General features: G+C 64.0%; 13 protein-coding genes. 1 reads left to right on the forward strand and 12 read right to left on the reverse strand.

Annotation, left to right across the window (positions count from 1 at the left end; translation table 11 throughout):
- Position 1: 1 nt before the first annotated feature.
- The 11 genes from AC3YOG_RS13215 to uraH all read right to left on the reverse strand — a co-directional run bounded on the left by AC3YOG_RS13215 (position 2) and on the right by uraH (position 14,737).
- On the reverse strand, positions 2 to 2,173 hold the full coding sequence (locus AC3YOG_RS13215; protein WP_489935411.1) for a malate synthase G: 2,172 nt from the start codon (positions 2,171 to 2,173) through the stop codon (positions 2 to 4).
- Positions 2,174 to 2,208: 35 nt separating this feature from the next.
- On the reverse strand, positions 2,209 to 3,525 hold the full coding sequence (gene guaD, locus AC3YOG_RS13220; protein WP_489935412.1) for a guanine deaminase: 1,317 nt from the start codon (positions 3,523 to 3,525) through the stop codon (positions 2,209 to 2,211).
- Entirely contained in the window at positions 3,522 to 4,748 is a 1,227-nt protein-coding gene (locus AC3YOG_RS13225; RefSeq protein ID WP_489935413.1) for a urate hydroxylase PuuD, read from the reverse strand. Before AC3YOG_RS13225 ends, guaD begins: the two co-directional genes overlap by 4 nt.
- Before the next feature lie 201 nt (positions 4,749 to 4,949).
- Complete coding sequence (locus AC3YOG_RS13230; RefSeq protein WP_489935414.1) at positions 4,950 to 6,035, reverse strand: BMP family ABC transporter substrate-binding protein; 1,086 nt, start codon at positions 6,033 to 6,035, stop codon at positions 4,950 to 4,952.
- Positions 6,036 to 6,085: 50 nt separating this feature from the next.
- On the reverse strand, positions 6,086 to 7,009 hold the full coding sequence (locus tag AC3YOG_RS13235; RefSeq protein ID WP_489935415.1) for an ABC transporter permease: 924 nt from the start codon (positions 7,007 to 7,009) through the stop codon (positions 6,086 to 6,088).
- A complete protein-coding gene (locus AC3YOG_RS13240; RefSeq protein WP_489935416.1) occupies positions 7,009 to 8,091 on the reverse strand; it encodes an ABC transporter permease in 1,083 nt (360 codons plus the stop codon). Before AC3YOG_RS13240 ends, AC3YOG_RS13235 begins: the two co-directional genes overlap by 1 nt.
- Positions 8,075 to 9,607 carry an ABC transporter ATP-binding protein gene (locus AC3YOG_RS13245; RefSeq protein WP_489935417.1) on the reverse strand — a complete coding sequence of 511 codons (1,533 nt, stop codon included), beginning with the start codon at positions 9,605 to 9,607 and terminating at the stop codon, positions 8,075 to 8,077. The genes AC3YOG_RS13240 and AC3YOG_RS13245 overlap by 17 nt, the downstream gene beginning before the upstream one ends.
- A gap of 1 nt (position 9,608) precedes the next feature.
- Complete coding sequence (xdhC, locus tag AC3YOG_RS13250) at positions 9,609 to 10,472, reverse strand: xanthine dehydrogenase accessory protein XdhC (protein ID WP_489935418.1); 864 nt, start codon at positions 10,470 to 10,472, stop codon at positions 9,609 to 9,611.
- Positions 10,473 to 10,587: 115 nt separating this feature from the next.
- Positions 10,588 to 12,915, reverse strand: a complete 2,328-nt coding sequence (gene xdhB / locus AC3YOG_RS13255; protein ID WP_489935419.1) for a xanthine dehydrogenase molybdopterin binding subunit — start codon at positions 12,913 to 12,915, stop codon at positions 10,588 to 10,590.
- Positions 12,915 to 14,381, reverse strand: coding sequence for a xanthine dehydrogenase small subunit (gene xdhA / locus AC3YOG_RS13260; protein ID WP_489935420.1), 1,467 nt, complete (start codon positions 14,379 to 14,381; stop codon positions 12,915 to 12,917). The genes xdhB and xdhA overlap by 1 nt, the downstream gene beginning before the upstream one ends.
- The gene (uraH, locus tag AC3YOG_RS13265) at positions 14,381 to 14,737 is read right to left on the reverse strand and encodes a hydroxyisourate hydrolase (RefSeq protein WP_489935421.1); all 357 of its coding nucleotides are present in this window, start codon (positions 14,735 to 14,737) and stop codon (positions 14,381 to 14,383) included. Before uraH ends, xdhA begins: the two co-directional genes overlap by 1 nt.
- Positions 14,738 to 14,892: 155 nt before the next feature.
- On the opposite strand from uraH, the gene puuE reads away from it, so the two are divergent.
- The gene (gene puuE / locus AC3YOG_RS13270; protein ID WP_489935422.1) at positions 14,893 to 16,311 is read left to right on the forward strand and encodes an allantoinase PuuE; all 1,419 of its coding nucleotides are present in this window, start codon (positions 14,893 to 14,895) and stop codon (positions 16,309 to 16,311) included.
- A 326-nt stretch (positions 16,312 to 16,637) separates the two neighbouring features.
- Here puuE and AC3YOG_RS13275 read toward each other — a convergent pair whose 3' ends face one another.
- On the reverse strand, positions 16,638 to 17,405 hold the full coding sequence (locus AC3YOG_RS13275; RefSeq protein ID WP_489935423.1) for an FkbM family methyltransferase: 768 nt from the start codon (positions 17,403 to 17,405) through the stop codon (positions 16,638 to 16,640).
- Between the last annotated feature and the right edge of the window lie 113 nt (positions 17,406 to 17,518).

Raw genomic sequence — 17,518 nt, forward strand, 5'->3', positions numbered from 1 at the left:
CTTACGCCTTGGCGCGCTCGCGCGCCTTCACCTGCAGGCGCCGCGCATGCAGCACCGGCTCGGTATAGCCGCTTGGTTGGTCCGCACCATGCAGCGCCAGATCGAGCGCCGCCTGGAACGCCACCGACTGCAGATTGGGCGACATCGGCCGGTACAGCGGATCGCCCGCATTCTGCTCGTCCACCACGGCAGCCATGCGCTCAAAGATCGAGGTCACCTCGTCCCGGCTCACCAGCCCATGGCGCAGCCAGTTGGCAATATGCTGGCTCGAAATCCGGCAGGTCGCCCGGTCTTCCATCAGCCCCACATTGTTGATGTCGGGCACCTTGGAGCAGCCAACGCCCTGCTGCACCCAGCGCACCACATAGCCCAGGATCCCCTGCGCATTGTTCTCGGTCTCGCGGGTAATTTCTTCGCGACTGAGCGAATAAGGCGCCTGCACCGGCATGGAGAACAGCTCCGCCAGCGCCGGCGTCGCTTCGTTGTGCCGCCGGCGCTGCGCCTCGAACACATCAACCTGGTGGTAATGCAGCGCATGCAGCGTCGCCGCTGTCGGCGATGGCACCCAGGCGGTATTCGCGCCTGATTGCGGATGCCCGATCTTGGCCGCCATCATCGCCGCCATGTCGTCGGGCCGCGCCCACATGCCCTTGCCGATCTGCGCCCGGCCCGACAGCCCGCAGGCCAGCCCGATCAGCACATTGCGGTCCTCATAGGACGCGATCCAGCGCTCGAGCTTGATCTCGTCCTTCCGCAGCACCGGGCCTGCTTCCATCGAGGTATGGATCTCGTCGCCCGTGCGGTCGAGGAACCCGGTATTGATAAAAAACAGCCGGTCGCGCGCCGCATGGATTGCCGCCTTGAGATTGGCGGAGGTGCGGCGTTCCTCGTCCATGATGCCGATCTTGACCGTCAGGGGTGCCAGCCCCAGCATCTTTTCGACGGACGCAAAGATCGCGCAGGCAAAGGCCACTTCCTCGGGTCCATGCATCTTGGGCTTGACGATATAGATCGCGCCCGTCGTGCTGTTGCCGCCCTTGTCATGCATGGCGCAGAGCACGGTGATCGCCGCATCCAGCAGCCCTTCGCCGATCGGCTTGCCGTCGGCGGTCTTGACCGCATCACTGGTCATCAGGTGCCCGACATTGCGCACCAGCAGCAGCGAGCGCCCCTTGAGCACCAGCTCCCCGCCGGAACGCGAGGCGTAAACCCGATCTTCCTTGAGGCGGCGGGTGACCTGCTTGCCACCCTTTTCGAACGTGTCTTCCAGCGTGCCCTGCATCAGGCCCAACCAATTGCGATACACCCCGATCTTGTCCTCGGCATCCACCGCCGCGACCGAATCCTCGCAGTCCTGGATCGTGGTTAGCGCCGCTTCCACCACCACATCGGCGAGCCCCGCCGCGTGCTCGGCGCCGATGGCGCTCGCCTTGTCGATGACGAGGATCACATGCAGCCCATTATGGCGCAAAACGATCTCGGCGCTGGCGCCCTCACCGCGATAGCCGACAAAGGCCTCGGGATCGCGCAAGGTGGTCGGGCCCGCCGCGGTGTCGATCACGAGAGTGGCGGTGCCACCCTGCTCGGCCACCACATAGGACGTCACGTCGGCATGGCTGCCGCGGCTGAGGGGCAGCGCCTCGTCAAGGAACGCGGCGGCGCGCGCCACCACGGCCTGGCCGCGCGCGGCGTTGTAGCCCTTGCCCGGCGCCAGCTCGCCATCGCGCGCAATGACGTCGGTGCCATAAAGCGCATCGTACAGGCTGCCCCAGCGGGCATTGGCGGCGTTGAGTGCATAACGAGCATTGGAAACCGGCACCACCAGCTGCGGCCCGCAGAGGCTCGTGATCTCCGGATCGAGCCCGGTGGTCTCGATGGTGAAATCCTCGGGCTCGGCTACAAGATAGCCGATATCCCTGAGGAAAAACTCGTAACCCTGCGGGTTGTTGGCGACTGGACCATAGCGGCGGTGCCAGTCGTCGATCTTGCCCTGCAGCTCATCACGGCGCGCCAGGAACTGGGCATTGACCGGCGCGTGTTGCGCCACCACTTCGGCAAAACCGCTCCAGAACTGATCGGCGGAAACCGGCAGGCCCGGCAGGACCTCCCGCTCGACAAAGTCCACTAGTCCCGCGTCAACGGAAAGTCCGGACTTGGTCAAATATTGGCTCATGCTTACTTCCTCTTCAGGCGCGGCACAGCTTTAGGTCAAGCAGATGCCCCTGCCAACCCAACTAAGGTCGATTTAGCTCGTCTGCCTGCCACATAAACTTCGGCAATGGCGCGATCATCGCCCATGGTTTGCAGCAGGAAAAGTTCTTCTCTGAGGTGGTTCACCGTCGCCTGCCGCAGTCGCATGGCTGGCGTCGCGCCCGCATCGAGCACGACGAGATCGGCGTCACAGCCCGGCGCAATCGTGCCGATCACGCCCACCAGCGACAGCGCTTGCGCATTGCCCAGCGTGGCCATGAAGAACGAGTGCAATGGGCTTAGCCTTTGCCCGCGCAACTGCCCAACCTTGAATCCCTCGTCGAGCGTGCGCAGCATGCCAAAACTGGTGCCCCCGCCAATATCGGTGGCAATTCCTAGCCGCACCCCTGCCCGCGCCAGCCGCTCGCGATCAAACAGGCCACTGCCCAAAAAGAGGTTGGAGGTCGGGCAGAACACCGCCACCGCCCCCGTTTCCGCGAGAACCGCGGTTTCGCGATGGTTGAGGTGAATGCAGTGCCCCAGCAGCGTGCGCGGCCCCAGCAGCCCATACTGCTCATAAATGCCCGCATAGTCCGGCGCCTCCGGATACAACTCCATCGACAAGCGGATCTCGTCGGTGTTTTCGCCGAGATGGGTTTGCACATGGCAATCGGGATGCTCGGCCGCCAGCGCCTGCGCCGCCTCCAGTTGCGCGGGGGTCGAGGTGATGGCGAAGCGGGGCGTGATCGCATAACGCGCCCGGCCGCGCCCATGCCAGCGCGCGAGGAGCGCCTTGCTGTCGTCATAGCTCGCCTGGGCGGTGTCGCAGAGCGCCTCGGGCGCATTGCGGTCCATCATCACCTTGCCCGCGACCATCAGCATGTCGCGCCGTTCCGCCTCGGCGAAGAACGCGTCCACCGATTGCGGATGGCTGGAACAATAAACGGCCGCCGTCGTCGTGCCGTTGCGCACCAACTCGTCAAGGAACCCCGCCGCCACCGCGCCGGCATGTCCCTGCTGCCCGAACTTTTGTTCTTCCACGAAAGTGTAGGTGTTGAGCCATTCCAGCAGCGAGCCGGCATAGGAGGCGATCATCTGGCTTTGCACATAATGCAGATGCGTATCGATGAAGCCGGGCAGGATCAGATGCGGCCGGTGATCGATGATCTCGCTGTCACGGCTGTCGATCGCGCCGAAGTCGCCGACCTCGACCACCTTGCCACCGGCAACGGCTATCGCGCCATCTTCCCAGAAGCGGTAGCTCTCGGCGTCATCGGCCCCTTGTGGCTCGCGGACAAAGCTCAGCACCCGGCCGCGCAGAACCGTGCGGCTCACTCCCCCGAGCCCTCGCGGAACCAGGCCACCAGCAGCGCCCGCTCCTCGGGCGTGATCTCGGTCACATTGCCCGGCGGCATGGCGTGGGAATAGCCGGCCTGCATGGCAACGTCCCGGGCATGGTTGGCGATCGCCGCATCGCTGTCTAGAATGACATTCTTGGGCGCCTCATAGATCCCGGGCCAGACCGGCTCGGCGGTGTGGCACATCGAACAGCGCGTTTGCACGGCAAGGCTGGCCTCGGGAAAGAGGCTCGCGGCCATGAACGGCTCGGCTGCGCGTGACGCCACCGCTTCCTCGCCCACGCCCGGCAGCTTGGGTCCGCTCGAGAGCCACGCGATGATGACGAACAAAATCACCGCCACCGCCCAGGTCCAGTGCGGATTGCCCTTCCGGGCATGGCGCGTGTTGAAATAATGCCGTATCACCACGCCCACAAGGAAGATCAGCGAGGCGATGATCCAGTTCCACTGCGTCGCGAAGGCCAGCGGGTAATGGCTTGAAAGCATGAAGAAGATGACGGGCAGCGTCAGGTAGTTGTTGTGCAGGCTGCGCTGCTTGGCGATCTTGCCGTATTTGGCATCGGGCACCCGCCCGGCCTTTAGATCGGCCACCACGATCTTCTGGTTGGGGATGATGATCATCGCGACATTGGCGGCCATGATCGAGGCGGTGAACGCGCCCATATGCAGCATCGCCGCCCGCCCGGTGAAGATCTGCGTATAGCCCCAGGCCATGGCGGTGAGGATGGCAAACAGCACCAGCATCAGCCCGTTCTGCGATTCACCCAGTGGCGATTTGCAGAGCCGGTTATAGACCACAAAGCCCAGCACGATGGAGCCCATGGAAAGGAGGATTGCCCCCCAGGCCGGCACATCGAGCACATTGCGATCAACCAGATACAGGTCGGCACCGACATAATAGATCAGCACCAGCAGCATGAAGCCGGACAGCCACGTCCAGTAGCTCTCCCATTTGAACCAGGTCAGGTGCTCGGGCAGAAAGTCGGGCGCCACCAGATATTTCTGGATGTGATAAAAACCCCCGCCATGCACCTGCCATTCCTCGCCATGCGCCAGCGGCGGCAGGCTCGGCGTCTTGCGCAGCCCCAGATCGAGCGCGATGAAATAAAACGACGAGCCGATCCAGGCGATTGCCGTGACCACGTGCAGCCAGCGCACCGCAAACATCAGCCATTCATAGGCAATCGCATAATCCGGCATTTTTCGTCCCTTCGATACACCCCTGGCGGCATGCTGGCTTGTTCAGCCACCGCGACCGGGGCTCCAGCCCTCCCTCCCCCTTGAGGGGAGGGCCGGGGTGGGGTCCCTCGGTGATGCTCCGCCTCACCTCCCTCACCCGCAGCCGCTCAGCAAAAGGGGCAGGCCGAAACCCGCCCCTTCCAATCCGATTCGAACCCCAGCTTATGCCGGCTGTTCGACGCCTTCCACATACCAGTCCATGCTGAGCAGCTCGGCATCCGTCATGGTCACGCCGGCCGGCACGCGCTCGGTGCCGGTATTGTCCTTGATGGGGCCGGTGAAGATGTGGAACGAGCCATCGATCTGGCCGGTGCGCACGGCCTCGGCTGCAGCCTTGACCTCTTCGGTGACCTTGGGACCATAGGGCCCGATCTGCACCACGTCTTCCTTGAGGCCTTCCCAGGTGTCGCCAGCGGTCCAGGTGCCGTCGATCAAGGCCTGGGCCGAAGCCACATAGCGCGGGCCCCAGTGGTCGATAATCGAGGTCAGCTGCGTTTCGGGCGCAAAGGCGCTCATATCGGCGCCCTGGCCAAACCCGCCAATAATGCCGCGTTCCTGGGCCACCTGCAGCGCTGCCGGGCCATCGGTATGCTGGGCAATGATGTCCACGCCCTGGTCGATCAGCGCGCGGGCCGCATCGGCTTCCTTGGCCGGATCGTTCCAGGTCGAGATGTAAACCGGCTTGACCGTGATGGCGGGGTTCACCTTGCGGGCCGACAGCGCCAGCGCATTGATGCCCATCACGACTTCAGGGATCGGGAACGAGCCAATATAGGCGAGCTTGCCGGTCTTGGAGAGGTGCCCGGCAATGGTGCCGCAAACGGCGCGGCCTTCATAAAAGCGCGCATTGTAGAGGCCGACATTGTCCGCCTTCTGGTAGCCGGTGGCATGCTCGAACTTCACGTCGGGGAACTGCTGGGCAACCTTCATCACGGAGTCGCCAAAGCCAAAGCTCGTCGCAAAGATCAGCTTGTTGCCCTGCTGGGCCAGTTCGCGCAGCACGCGCTCGCAGTCCGGACCTTCCGGCACGTTCTCGACATAGGTGGTCTCGACCAGATCACCCAGCTGCTCTTCCAGGAAAATCCGTCCCTGATTGTGGGCATAGTTGTAGCCATTGTCGTTGATCGTGCCGACATAGATGAAGCCCACCTTGAGCGGTTCGCCCTGGGCGAAGGCGCGGGAGCCCATCAGCGGCAGCGCAGCGGCGGCGGCGCCTGCCTTGAGAATAGTGCGGCGATTGAGTGTCATGGGTCTTCTCCTGATGGTCGTGGTTGCTTGAAGCGGTCGTTGGCGCCGGCTCAATTCGTGGGCAGGAACGGCTTGCCGAGGCAAGCCGGAGCATTGGTGGACACATCGCGCTTGATCGAAATCAGCACGAGCACGATGATGGTGGCGAGGTAGGGCAAGGCGGCCCAAAGTTCGGACGGAATAACCGACAGCACTCCACCGCCCGCCTTGGCGTAAAGCTCCATGGTCATCACGAGACCAAAGAGGTAAGCCCCCGCGAGCAGGCGGAACGGGCGCCAGGAGGCGAACACCACCAGCGCCACGGCAATCCAGCCGCGCCCGGCCGTCATCCGCTCGGCCCATTGCGGGGTCAGCAGCAGCGGGAAACACGCCCCGGCAATACCGGCCATCGCCCCGCCGAACAACACGGCGAGATAGCGCACGAGCTTGACGCTGTAGCCGATGGAATGGGCGGAAAGGTCATTCTCCCCCACCGCGCGCAGGATCAGCCCGGGCCGGGTTTTCTCGAGGAAATACCAGACCGCAAACACCATGAAGAACGAGAAATACACCGGCGCCGAATAGCCGAACACCACCCGCAAGACCGGGTGGCTGGCAAGCTCGGCGGGAAACAGCGGCCCCATCAGCTGAATGGGGCGGGCGGAAAACGGCGCGCCGGCCAGCGCCGAAAATCCCGTGCCGAAAATGGTCAGCGCCAGCCCGGTCGCGGTCTGGTTCGCCGACAGGCTCAGCGTCAGGAAGCCAAAGATGATCGAGGTCGCCGCCCCGGCCGTCGCCCCGCAAAGCAGCGCGAAATAGGGGTTGCCCGTATAGAACTGGCCCGCAAAGCCGGCGATGGCGCCGACCAGCATCATGCCTTCGACGCCGAGATTGAGCACCCCCGACTTTTCCACCACGAGCTCGCCGAGCGCAGCCAAGAGGATCGGGGTCGCCGCAAACACCAGCGTGACGATGATGGGAATGATGATTTCCATTACGCCGTCCCCGGCGCCGCGGCGCTATGAACCCGGCGCACGCGATAGCGCACCAGCAGGTCACCACCCAGGAGGAAGAACAGCACCATGGCCTGGAAAATGCCCGTGGCGGCATTGGGCAGCCCGATCGTCGTTTGCGCCACTTCCCCACCCACAAAGGTGATTGCCATCACGAGGCCGGCAAAGATCACCCCAAGCGGATTGAGCCGTCCCAGGAACGCCACGATGATCGCGGTAAAGCCGTAATTGGTGGGAAAGCCCGGCACCATGCGCTGGAACGGCCCGGCCACTTCCAACACGCCCGCAAGCCCCGCAAGGCCCCCCGACACCAGCATGGCCAGCCAGATCGTCTTGTTCTCGGAAAACCCGCCATAGCGCGCCGCATGGGGCGCCGTGCCCACCACCCGCATCTGGTAGCCGAACACCGAGCGGGACATGATGAACCAGGCGACGAGCGCCACCAGCACCGCGATCGGCACGCCCAGATGCACGATCGTGCCCGGCAGGATGGTGGGCAGTCGCGCCGCCTCGGCAAACAGCCGCGTCTGGGGGAAACCCATGCCCATCGGGTCCTTCCAGGGCGCGCGGATCAGGTAATAGATCAGCTGCACCGAGGCATAGGTCAGCATCAGCGAGGTCAGGATCTCGTTGACGTTGAGCCGCGTGCGCAGCAGCGCTGGGATGGCGGCGTAAGCCATGCCCCCGACCACGCCAGCGAGCACCATCAGCGGCAAGATCCAGGGCCCGTTGAGGCCATGGGTCGCCAGCGCCACCCAAGTGCCGGCCAGCCCGCCAACCACATATTGCCCCTCGGCGCCGATATTCCACACATTGGCGCGGTAGGCGATGGAGAGCCCCACCCCGATAATGATCAGGGGCGCGGCCTTCACTCCCAGATCCTGCCATTTGTAGGAATTGGTCAGCGGCGTGAGAAAGATCTCGCGCACCGCCCCGATACCGTCATAGCCGATCAGCGAAAAGATGATCGCGCCCACCACCATGGTCAGCACCACTGCCGCCACGGGCGTCAGATAGCGCATGAGCTGGCTGGGCTCGCGCCGTTTTTCAAGCCGGAACAGCATTGCTTGCCTCCGTGGCGCCATGGACCCCGCCCATCAGCAAGCCGATTTCTTCCACACTCACCTCGCCCACCGGCCGCGCCGCCGAGAGGCGGCCAAGATTGATCACCGCCAGCGTGTCGCACAGCGCCAGGAGCTCATCGAGATCCTGGCTGATCACCACGATGGCCGAGCCTTCGGCCGCCAGGTCCACCAGCGCCTGGTGGATGGCCGCGGCGGCCCCGGCATCGACGCCCCAGGTCGGCTGGCTGACCACCAGCACGCTCGGGCGCTGCAGGATTTCGCGCCCCATGATGTATTTCTGCAGATTGCCGCCCGAGAGCGATCCTGCCATCGAGCCCGGGCCCAGCGCCTTGACGGCAAAATCGGCGATCACCTTGCCCGTATAGGTCTTGGCCGCGCCCGAATTGATGAGGCCCAGCATCACCATGCCGAGCCGATCGCGCGCCGTCAGCACCGAATTGTCAGCCAGCGAGAACTCGCCCACCGCCGCATGGCCATTGCGCTCTTCAGGCACGGCACACAGCCCGCGCTTGCGCCGGCCGGTGGTGTTGAGCAGCCCCAGCGGATAGCCATCCAGCGTGATGGCTTCCTTGTCATCCCCGAGGATTTCCCCGCTCAGCGCATCGAGCAGGGCGTTCTGCCCATTGCCCGCCACCCCGGCAATGCCAAAGATTTCGCCCGCCCGCACGGTAAAGCTCACATCATTGACCGGCACATCGAAATGCCCGGTCTTGTGGGTCGAGAGCCGCGACACGACCAGCTTGGGCGCGCCCAGCTGCCGCCCCTTGGCCCGCACGATGTCGCGCAAGCCCGTGCCGATCATCTTTTCGGCCATGGAGCGCGAGGTTTCTTGCTTGGGATCGCAGGTATCCACGAGCTTGCCGCCCCGCAGGATCGTCGCCGTATCGCACAGCGCCTTGATCTCATCGAGCTTGTGGGAAATGTAGAGGATCGAGCAGCCCTGCGCCGCCAGCTTGCGCAGCACTTCAAAAAGCTGCTCCACTTCCTGCGGCGTTAAAACCGAAGTGGGCTCGTCCATGATCAAGAGTTTGGGGTCGAGCAAGAGCGCGCGCACGATCTCGATGCGCTGCCGCTCCCCCACCGATAAGGTCGCGACCGTCCGGTGCGGATCGAGCAGCAGCCCATAGGTGTGCATCACCTCGCGAATGCGGGCCTCGAGCTCGCGCGACTTGAGCGAGCCATCCATGCCCAGCGCAATGTTTTCGAGGACGGTCAGCGCTTCAAACAGGGAAAAGTGCTGGAACACCATGCCGATGCCCAGCTTGCGGGCGGCCTTGGGATTGGTGATCACCACCGGCTCGCCATTCCAGCGAATTTCGCCGGCATCGGGCTGCATGATCCCATAGATCATTTTGACCAGCGTCGACTTGCCGGCCCCGTTCTCGCCCAACAGTGCATGGATTTCGCCTGGCTTGACGCCAAAGGAGATATTGTCATTGGCAAGAACGCCGGGAAACTGCTTGGTGATCCCGGTCAATTGCAGTCGCAACGGCATGCTAGCGTCCATCCACGGCCCTCAGTTCCCTGGCGCCCTGTACATGCCCAATGTCAGCTTCCCGCCGACCAATCTGAACCATAATTTCTGCCGCCGCTAGTGCCGCAATGACTTCGGGGCGCTTATCCCCAAGCCCTTGGCGGCCAATAGGTGAAACGAGCCGCTGGAGGGCCGCAGGGTCCCCTCCTTCGGCGCGAAACCAGCTGCTGAACCTGGCGCGCTTGGTCGCCGATCCCACCATGCCGATATAAGGACTGTCCGCCCGCTCCAGCGCTTCCTTGGCGAGCAGGAAATCGAGCGCATGGTCATGGGTCAGAATCACAAAACTGCTGCCCGGCGGCGCCGACCGGATCGCCGCTTCCGGCAGTGGCGTCAGCCGCGCCTCGACGCCTGCCGGCAAGCCAACCAGCTCGCTTGCCCGCGTATCCACCACATGTGCCTGCACCGGCAACAGCGCCAGCGCCTGGGCCAATGCCCGCCCTACATGACCGGCACCAAACACGAAGACATGCGGCAACGCCCGATCTTCCGCCGCCACCCGATCGAGCAGCGCTTCGCGCAGAGCGGCATCGGCATGGCGCAACTGCACCCCGACGCGCCCGCCGCAGCATTGCCCGATCTCGGGCCCCAGCGGCACATCCATGGCCGCTTCCGCCTGCCCCGAGGCTAGCAGGCGCCGCGCATGGTCGATCACCATATGCTCGAGCGCCCCGCCCCCGATCGTGCCGAAAATCCCCTGCGCGCCTACCAGCATGAACGTGCCCTGCTCGCGCGGGCTCGACCCGCGCACCCGCGTCAGCTCACAGGCAATCGCCTCGCTGTTGGCGCGAAGGAAAGATTGCAGCTGGGGCAGGCGCAAGGTCATGACAGCCGTCCCTGCAAGGAGGCGTGCAGGCTGATCGCCCTGCTTTGGGCTCGTGCCCTCCCTCCCCCTTGAGGGGAGGGCCGGGGTGGGGGTCCAACCGTCGGGCGCAAAACCATCACCCCCGCGCTTCCTGCTTCAACCGCTCGCACCCCATCAGCACCCGCTCGGGGGTCACTGGCGTGTCGAGCCGCGGCGGCAGCTTGTAATCGGCCATCGCAGCCACTGCCATCGCGAGCGCTTCCACCACGCTCATCGCCAGCATCAGCGGCGGCTCGCCCACCGCCTTGGAGCGCCCGATCGTGGGCTCGCTGTTCTCGGACCATTCCGCCAGCCGCACATTGAACACCGGCGGCACGTCGCTTGCGAGCGGGATCTTGTAGGTCGAAGGCGCCTTGGTGCGCAGCTGCCCCTTGGCGTCCCACCACAATTCTTCGCTCGTCAGCCACCCCATGCCCTGGATGAACCCGCCCTCGATCTGCCCGAGGTCAAGCGCCGGATTGAGCGACTTGCCGACATCATGCAGAATATCGACCCGATCCACCTGGTATTCGCCGGTGAGCGTATCGATGGTGACCTCCGAAACCGAGGCGCCATAGGAATAATAGTAGAACGGTTGCCCGCGTCCGGTGGCCCGATCCCAATGAATCTTGGGGGTCTTGTAGAAGCCCGCGGCCCAGAGCTGCACGCGGTTGAGATAAGCCGAGGCCACCAGTTCCGTGAATGGCACGAACTCCTCGCCCGCCATGATGCCCTCGGGCACCCAGACGATCTCGGCCTCATCGCACTGGTAGAGCTTGGCGGCATGGGTGGCGAGGCGCTCCTTGATCTGCCGAGCCGCATCCCAGGCGGCCATGCCATTGAGGTCCGAACCCGAAGAGGCCGCCGTGGCCGACGTGTTGGGCACTTTGGCCGTCGAGGTTGTCATGATCTTGATGCGATCGAGCCCGACGCAGAACGCTTCCGCCAGCACCTGCGCCACCTTGGTATGGAGCCCCTGCCCCATTTCCGTGCCGCCGTGATTGAGCTGGATCGTGCCGTCCTTGTAGACATGCACCAGCGCCCCGCCCTGGTTGTACCAGGTCGCGGTGAACGAGATCCCGAACTTGACCGGCGTCAGCGCAATGCCTTTCTTGAGCACCGGGCTCGTGGCATTGAACGCCAGCACCGCGCGGCGCCGGGCCTGATAGTCCGAACTGGCTTCCAGCTCGCTCACCACCCGCTCGATCACATTGTCGGTGATCGTCTGGTGGTAGGGCGTCACATTGTTGCTGTCGGTGCCATAGAAATTGGCCTTGCGGATCTCGAGCGGATCCTTGCCGAGGCTATAGGCGATTTCCTCGATCCAACGTTCCGCCGCCAGCATCCCCTGCGGCCCGCCAAAGCCGCGAAACGCGGTGTTGGATACCGTGTTGGTGTAAAGCGGCTCCGAGCGCGCCCGCACCGCAGGATACCAATAAGCATTGTCGCAGTGAAACAGCGCCCGGTCCGTCACCGGTCCCGAAAGGTCCGAGGAGAACCCGGCCCGCGCGCCATACACGGCATCCACCGCCTCGATGCGGCCGGCTTCATCATAGCCCACATCATAGTCGACGACGAAATCGTGCCGCTTGCCGGTCGCCGTCATGTCGTCATCGCGGTCGGGCCGGATCTTGCAGGCGCGGTTCCATTTCTTGGCCGCCAGCGCCGCCACAGCGGCAAAGAGGTTCCCCTGCGTTTCCTTGCCGCCAAAGCCGCCGCCCATCCGGCGCACATTGATCGTCACCGCGTGGTGCCCGATATCGAGCACCTGCGCCACCATCAGCTGCACTTCACTGGGGTGTTGGGTCGAGGCATAGATCGTCACATCCTCGTCTTCGCCCGGAATGGCAAAGGCGATCTGCCCCTCAAGGTAGAAGTGATCCTGCCCGCCAATCACGACGCTGCCCTTGACCCGCTTGGGCGCAGCCTTGAGCCCCGCCTCCACATCGCCGCGCTGCAAGGTCAGCGGATCGACCACGAGCTTGCGGCCGGCCGCCTGCGCCGCGCGCACATCGCCGATAAAGGGCAGTTCTTTGTAATCGACCACAGCGAGATGCGCCGCCCGTCGCGCTTGGTCGCGCGTTTCGGCCAGAACGGCAAACAGCGGCTGCCCCCAGAACTGCACCTTGCCTTCGGCAAAGATCGGCTCGTCATGCCGGTGGCTCGGGCTGATGTCGTTCTCGCCCGGAATATCGGCCGCTGTCAGCACCCCGATTACCCCCGGCGCCGCCAGCACCGGGGCAAAATCGATGTTGAGGATTTCTGCATGCGCCCGCGTCGACAGCGCCAGATAGGCATGCATCGTGCCCCGCGGCTCGATCATATCGTCGATATATTCCGCCGTGCCCGCCACATGCTTGGGGCCGCTATCATGGCGGGTGGGCTGATGCAGGGTCGAACGCAACAGGGTCGGATGCTTGTTCATCACGCCACCTCACGTTTGAGCCGCACCTGACCGCCCGTGCTTTCATGAAAGAACCGGAGCAGCAGGTTCTGCGCCACCAGCAGCCGGTATTCGGCCGAAGCGCGCATATCGCTGATCGGCTGGTAGTCCTCGGCAAAGGCCGCCACCGCCTCCTCGATCGTCTCGAGGCTCCAGGGCTTGCCGACCAGCGCTGCTTCAACCGCCCGAGCCCGCTTTGGCGTCGCCGCCATGCCACCAAAGGCGATCCGCGCCATCCCCACGCTCCCGGCATCGTTGACGAACACCCGGAACGCCCCGCAGACCGAGGAAATATCCTCCTCGCGGCGCTTGGAGACCTTGTAAACCGCGAACCGCTCGCCCGCCGGCAGATGCGGCACGGTCACGCTTTCCACGAACTCTCCGGGCTCGCGATCCTGCTTGCCATAGGCAAGGAAATAGTTCTCGAGCTTGATCTCGCGCCGGTGCTCGCCGCGCCGCAGCGTCAGCTTGGCCCCGAGCGCAATCAGCGCCGGCGGCGTATCGCCGATGGGCGAGCCATTGGCGATATTGCCCCCGATCGTGCCCATATTGCGCACCTGCTCGCCCGCCAGCCGGCTCCACAGTTCTTCCATGGCGGGGAAATAGCTCTGCAGGATCGGCAGCGCCTCGGAATAGCTCACCCCGGCATAAAACCGCACTTCGCTGTCGTTCTCGGCGATGCGCTTGAGCTCCGGCAAATGGTTGATGAAAATGGCCGGCCCGATCGGGCGCAGGAACTTGGTGACCCAAAGCCCCACATCGGTGGACCCAGCGACAATCGTCGCCTCCGGGTTCTGCTCATAAACCGCGGCGAAATCATCCAGGCTGGCCGGCACGATGATCCGCTCGGCCCCTTCCCCGATCTCCACGCGCCTACCGTCATTGAGCGCGAGGATCCGCCCCTTGAGCGCAATCCGCTCCGCCCGCAACGGATCGGCCTCGGGGGCGCCATAGGTCGAGATCGCCTGCGCGGCCCGGATGATCGGCGCATAGCCGGTGCAGCGGCACAGGTTCCCCTGCAGCGCCTTTTCCACCGCGCGCTGGCTCGGCTGCGGGTCGCGCATCCACAAACCATAGAGCGACATCACGAACCCGGGCGTGCAGAAACCGCATTGCGAGCCATGGTGATCCACCATCGCCTGCTGCACCGGATGGAGCGTGCCATCCTTGGCCGCCAGATGCTCGATCGTCACCACATGCGTGCCATGCAGGCTCGCGACGAACCGGATACAGGCGGTGACGCTGTCATAAATGATCTCATCGCCTATCACTCGCCCCACCAGCACGGTGCAGGCCCCGCAATCACCTTCCGCGCAACCTTCCTTGGAGCCGCGCAACCCGCGCTCGAGCCGCAGGAAATCGAGCAGCGTCTGCTCGGGCCGGACCTGGTTCAGCACCACTTCCTGGTCGTTGAGGATAAAGCGGATCGCATTTGCAGTGTCGGCCATCAGCTGCCTCGATAAGTGGAATAGGCAAAGGGGCTCACCAGCAGCGGCACATGATAATGCTTGTCTTCGCTGATCGTGAACCGCACCGGCACCACGTCCAGAAATGCCGCTTCGGGCTCCATCCCCAGCCGGGCGAAATATTGCCCTACATGGAAATGGATCTCGAACTCGCCATGCTGGAACTGCTCGCCTTCCAGTAGCGGCTGGTCGACCCGGCCGTCGGCATTGGTATAGCTCTCGGCAATATGGTGAGTGTGATCGCCATGCACAAACAACAGGTCGAGGCGCATGCCCCGCGCCGGCGTGCCGTTCATGGTATCAAGTACATGCGTCGTCAGGCGTCCTGAACCCGCCATTATTCTTCTACTTCCCTAGTCCCCGGCCCGCGAGATTAAACCAATAGCGCCAGCGGGCAACGCCTAATTTTTACCAGCTGGTCCAAATTTGTGCATCTTGGTGCGACGCCCGCGACTCATTAGTCTCGCCCCGACACTTGCCCGGAACTTCTCTCATGAATCGTTACCCCCGCGACATGCATGGTTATGGCCCCACCCCGCCCCACGCCAACTGGCCCGGTGGCGCCCATATCGCGGTGCAGTTGGTGCTGAACTACGAGGAAGGGGGCGAAAACAACATCCTGCATGGTGACGCTGGCTCGGAAGCCTTTCTCGCCGATGTGGTGGGCGCCGCCCCCTGGCCGGGCCTTCGCCACTGGAACATTGAGTCCATGTATGAATATGGCGCCCGTGCCGGCTTCTGGCGGCTGCACCGCCTCTTTACCGAAGCCCAGCTGCCCGTCACCATCTATGGCGTCGCCACCGCTCTCATGCGCGCCCCCGCCCAGCTTGCCGCCATGCAGGATGCCGGGTGGGAAATTGCGAGCCACGGCCTCAAATGGGTCGAGCACAAGGACATGCCCGCCGAGCTCGAGCGCGAGCAGATCCGCGAGGCCATCCGCCTGCACACCATCGCCACCGGTAGCCGCCCCTTGGGCTGGTATACTGGGCGCTGCTCGCTCAACACGGTCGATCTCGTCTCCGAGGAAGGCGGCTTTGCCTATGTCTCGGATACCTATGACGACGACCTGCCCTATTGGCGCGTCCACCAGAACCGCCCGCAGCTCATCATTCCCTATACGCTCTCGGCCAATGACATGCGCTTTGTCACCGCTTCGGGCTTTGACAATGGCGAGGAATATTTCCAGTTCCTCAAGGACAGCTTTGATTGCCTTTATGCCGAAGGCCAGGCCGGCTTACCCAAGATGATGTCGATTGGCCTGCATTGCCGGCTCGTCGGCCAGCCCGGTCGCTTCCAGGGCCTCAAGAAGTTCATCGACTACATCAAGAGCTTCCCCCAAGTCTGGGTCCCGACTCGCTTGGAGATCGCCGAGCACTGGGCGCGCGAACACCCCTACCAGGCCCCGGCGCTGGTTCCGAGCCAGCTGCCCAAGCCCGAATTCGTCGAGCGCTTCGGCTCGATCTTCGAGCACTCCCCCTGGATTGCGGAGCGCGCCTGGGATGGCGAACTCGCCCCCGCCAACGACACCGCCATTGGCCTGCATTTCGCTTTGCGCACCCAGTTCCGTCTCGCCACCGATGAAGAACGCCTCGCCGTGCTGCGTGCCCATCCCGATCTGGCCGGCAAGCTCGCCGCCGCCAGGCGCCTCACCGAGGCCTCCACCGCCGAACAGGCCTCCGCGGGCCTTGATGCCCTCACCGACGACGAACGCGCCGAATTCACCCGTCTCAACACCGCTTATGTGGAAAAATTCGGCTTCCCCTTCATCATCGCCGTGCGCGACAACACCAAGGCCACCATCCTCGCCGCCTTCCGCCAGCGCCTCGACAACAGCGCCCAGGCCGAATTCACCACCGCCTGCCGCCAGGTCGAACGCATCGCCCAACTCCGCCTCCAGGCCATCCTGCCCTAGCCACTCTTTCTTCACCTCCCCCTCGACGGGAGAGGCCGGGTGGGGGTGCGAAAGCCCCAAAGCTCTTAGCTTATCCAAGCCACTCCCAAACCCTCAGCTCCTGCCCTCCCTCCCCCTTGAGGGGAGGGCCGGGGTGGGGGTCGAGGAAACGGCCACGTCACTCCATCCTGCACCAACCCTTCACGGCCGGGACCTGCCCGCACAGCCATCGCCTCCCTCCCCCTTGAGGGGAGGGATCGAGGGTGGGGGTTCCGGCACCCGGGCTGATTTAGGACCCACCGCAGATACGCGACGCAAACCCCGCCGCTCAGCGCGGACCAAAAGCCTCAATCCTCCACCCGCAACCAGCACTCCACCGTCAAAATCGTCTCGCGCCGCTCCAGTCCCGCCGAAGCCAGCATCAGATACAATTCCCCCAGCCGCGCTTCCCCGAACGCCAGCGGATGGAACTCGATGATCGCCACGTCGATCTGGCGCAGCAGCATTGGATTTTCGCGGCAGAACTCGTATTCGCCCCCCTCTATGTCCATGATGAGGGCGCTGAACGCCTCTCCCGCTACAGCTTCCAGCGCTTCCACCGTCGTGGTGGGCACGGGCGTGCCGCTCGCCACCACCTGGTTGCTGTCCATATCGGCATCGGTGCTGATCATGGCGCTCGGCTGCCGCGTCACCACGGCATTGACCGCGTGGAATCGGGCGCCATTAGCCATCCTGTTGGCTTCGAGCGTCGGCATCAGCAGCAGATTGGCTTCTACCGCGACATGCAGGTCCCGATTGTCGAGCAGGCTGTTGATGACGCAGGACACCACCCCGATACAGGCCCCCAGTTCCAGCACGCAGGCATTGCGCGGCAGATAGCGCTTGATCAGCGTCCTCTCGGGATACTCATAGGTATCGACAGTGAATTTCCCGCGCATTTCGCGCGAGGTGTAGGCAGCGGGAATGGTGAACACCATCCCTTCGCTGCGATAGGTGCGCACAAACAGATCGAAGTATAATCCGGCCGCATATTTCGCCGTCCGGTTGAGGCGATAGCCGATCCCTGATCGTGTCGCCCCCTTTAAACCATAGACCACCGTCTGAGCCAGTTTCATGGCTACCCCCCGCAGGTGTGTTCCACTGCCCGGCCCCCGCCCAACGTGGAAAATGCATACGCAAGGAAGGTGACTTGCCCAATCCATCCCGGCAAACCAGCCAGAAGAGCCTA

It is taken from the genome of Devosia sp. Z6_126 (assembly GCF_058133495.1).

Excerpts from the sequence above, each read along its gene's own strand:
- AC3YOG_RS13215 (WP_489935411.1), bottom strand. The coding sequence starts at position 2,173 with ATGAGCCAATATTTGACCAAGTCCGGACTTTCCGTTGACGCGGGACTA.
- AC3YOG_RS13225 (WP_489935413.1), bottom strand. The coding sequence starts at position 4,748 with ATGCCGGATTATGCGATTGCCTATGAATGGCTGATGTTTGCGGTGCGC.
- puuE (WP_489935422.1), top strand. The coding sequence starts at position 14,893 with ATGAATCGTTACCCCCGCGACATGCATGGTTATGGCCCCACCCCGCCC.
- uraH (WP_489935421.1), bottom strand. The coding sequence starts at position 14,737 with ATGGCGGGTTCAGGACGCCTGACGACGCATGTACTTGATACCATGAAC.
- xdhB (WP_489935419.1), bottom strand. The coding sequence starts at position 12,915 with ATGAACAAGCATCCGACCCTGTTGCGTTCGACCCTGCATCAGCCCACC.
- xdhC (WP_489935418.1), bottom strand. The coding sequence starts at position 10,472 with ATGACCTTGCGCCTGCCCCAGCTGCAATCTTTCCTTCGCGCCAACAGC.
- AC3YOG_RS13230 (WP_489935414.1), bottom strand. The coding sequence starts at position 6,035 with ATGACACTCAATCGCCGCACTATTCTCAAGGCAGGCGCCGCCGCCGCT.
- AC3YOG_RS13240 (WP_489935416.1), bottom strand. The coding sequence starts at position 8,091 with ATGCTGTTCCGGCTTGAAAAACGGCGCGAGCCCAGCCAGCTCATGCGC.
- AC3YOG_RS13275 (WP_489935423.1), bottom strand. The coding sequence starts at position 17,405 with ATGAAACTGGCTCAGACGGTGGTCTATGGTTTAAAGGGGGCGACACGA.
- AC3YOG_RS13245 (WP_489935417.1), bottom strand. The coding sequence starts at position 9,607 with ATGCCGTTGCGACTGCAATTGACCGGGATCACCAAGCAGTTTCCCGGC.
- AC3YOG_RS13235 (WP_489935415.1), bottom strand. The coding sequence starts at position 7,009 with ATGGAAATCATCATTCCCATCATCGTCACGCTGGTGTTTGCGGCGACC.
- xdhA (WP_489935420.1), bottom strand. The coding sequence starts at position 14,381 with ATGGCCGACACTGCAAATGCGATCCGCTTTATCCTCAACGACCAGGAA.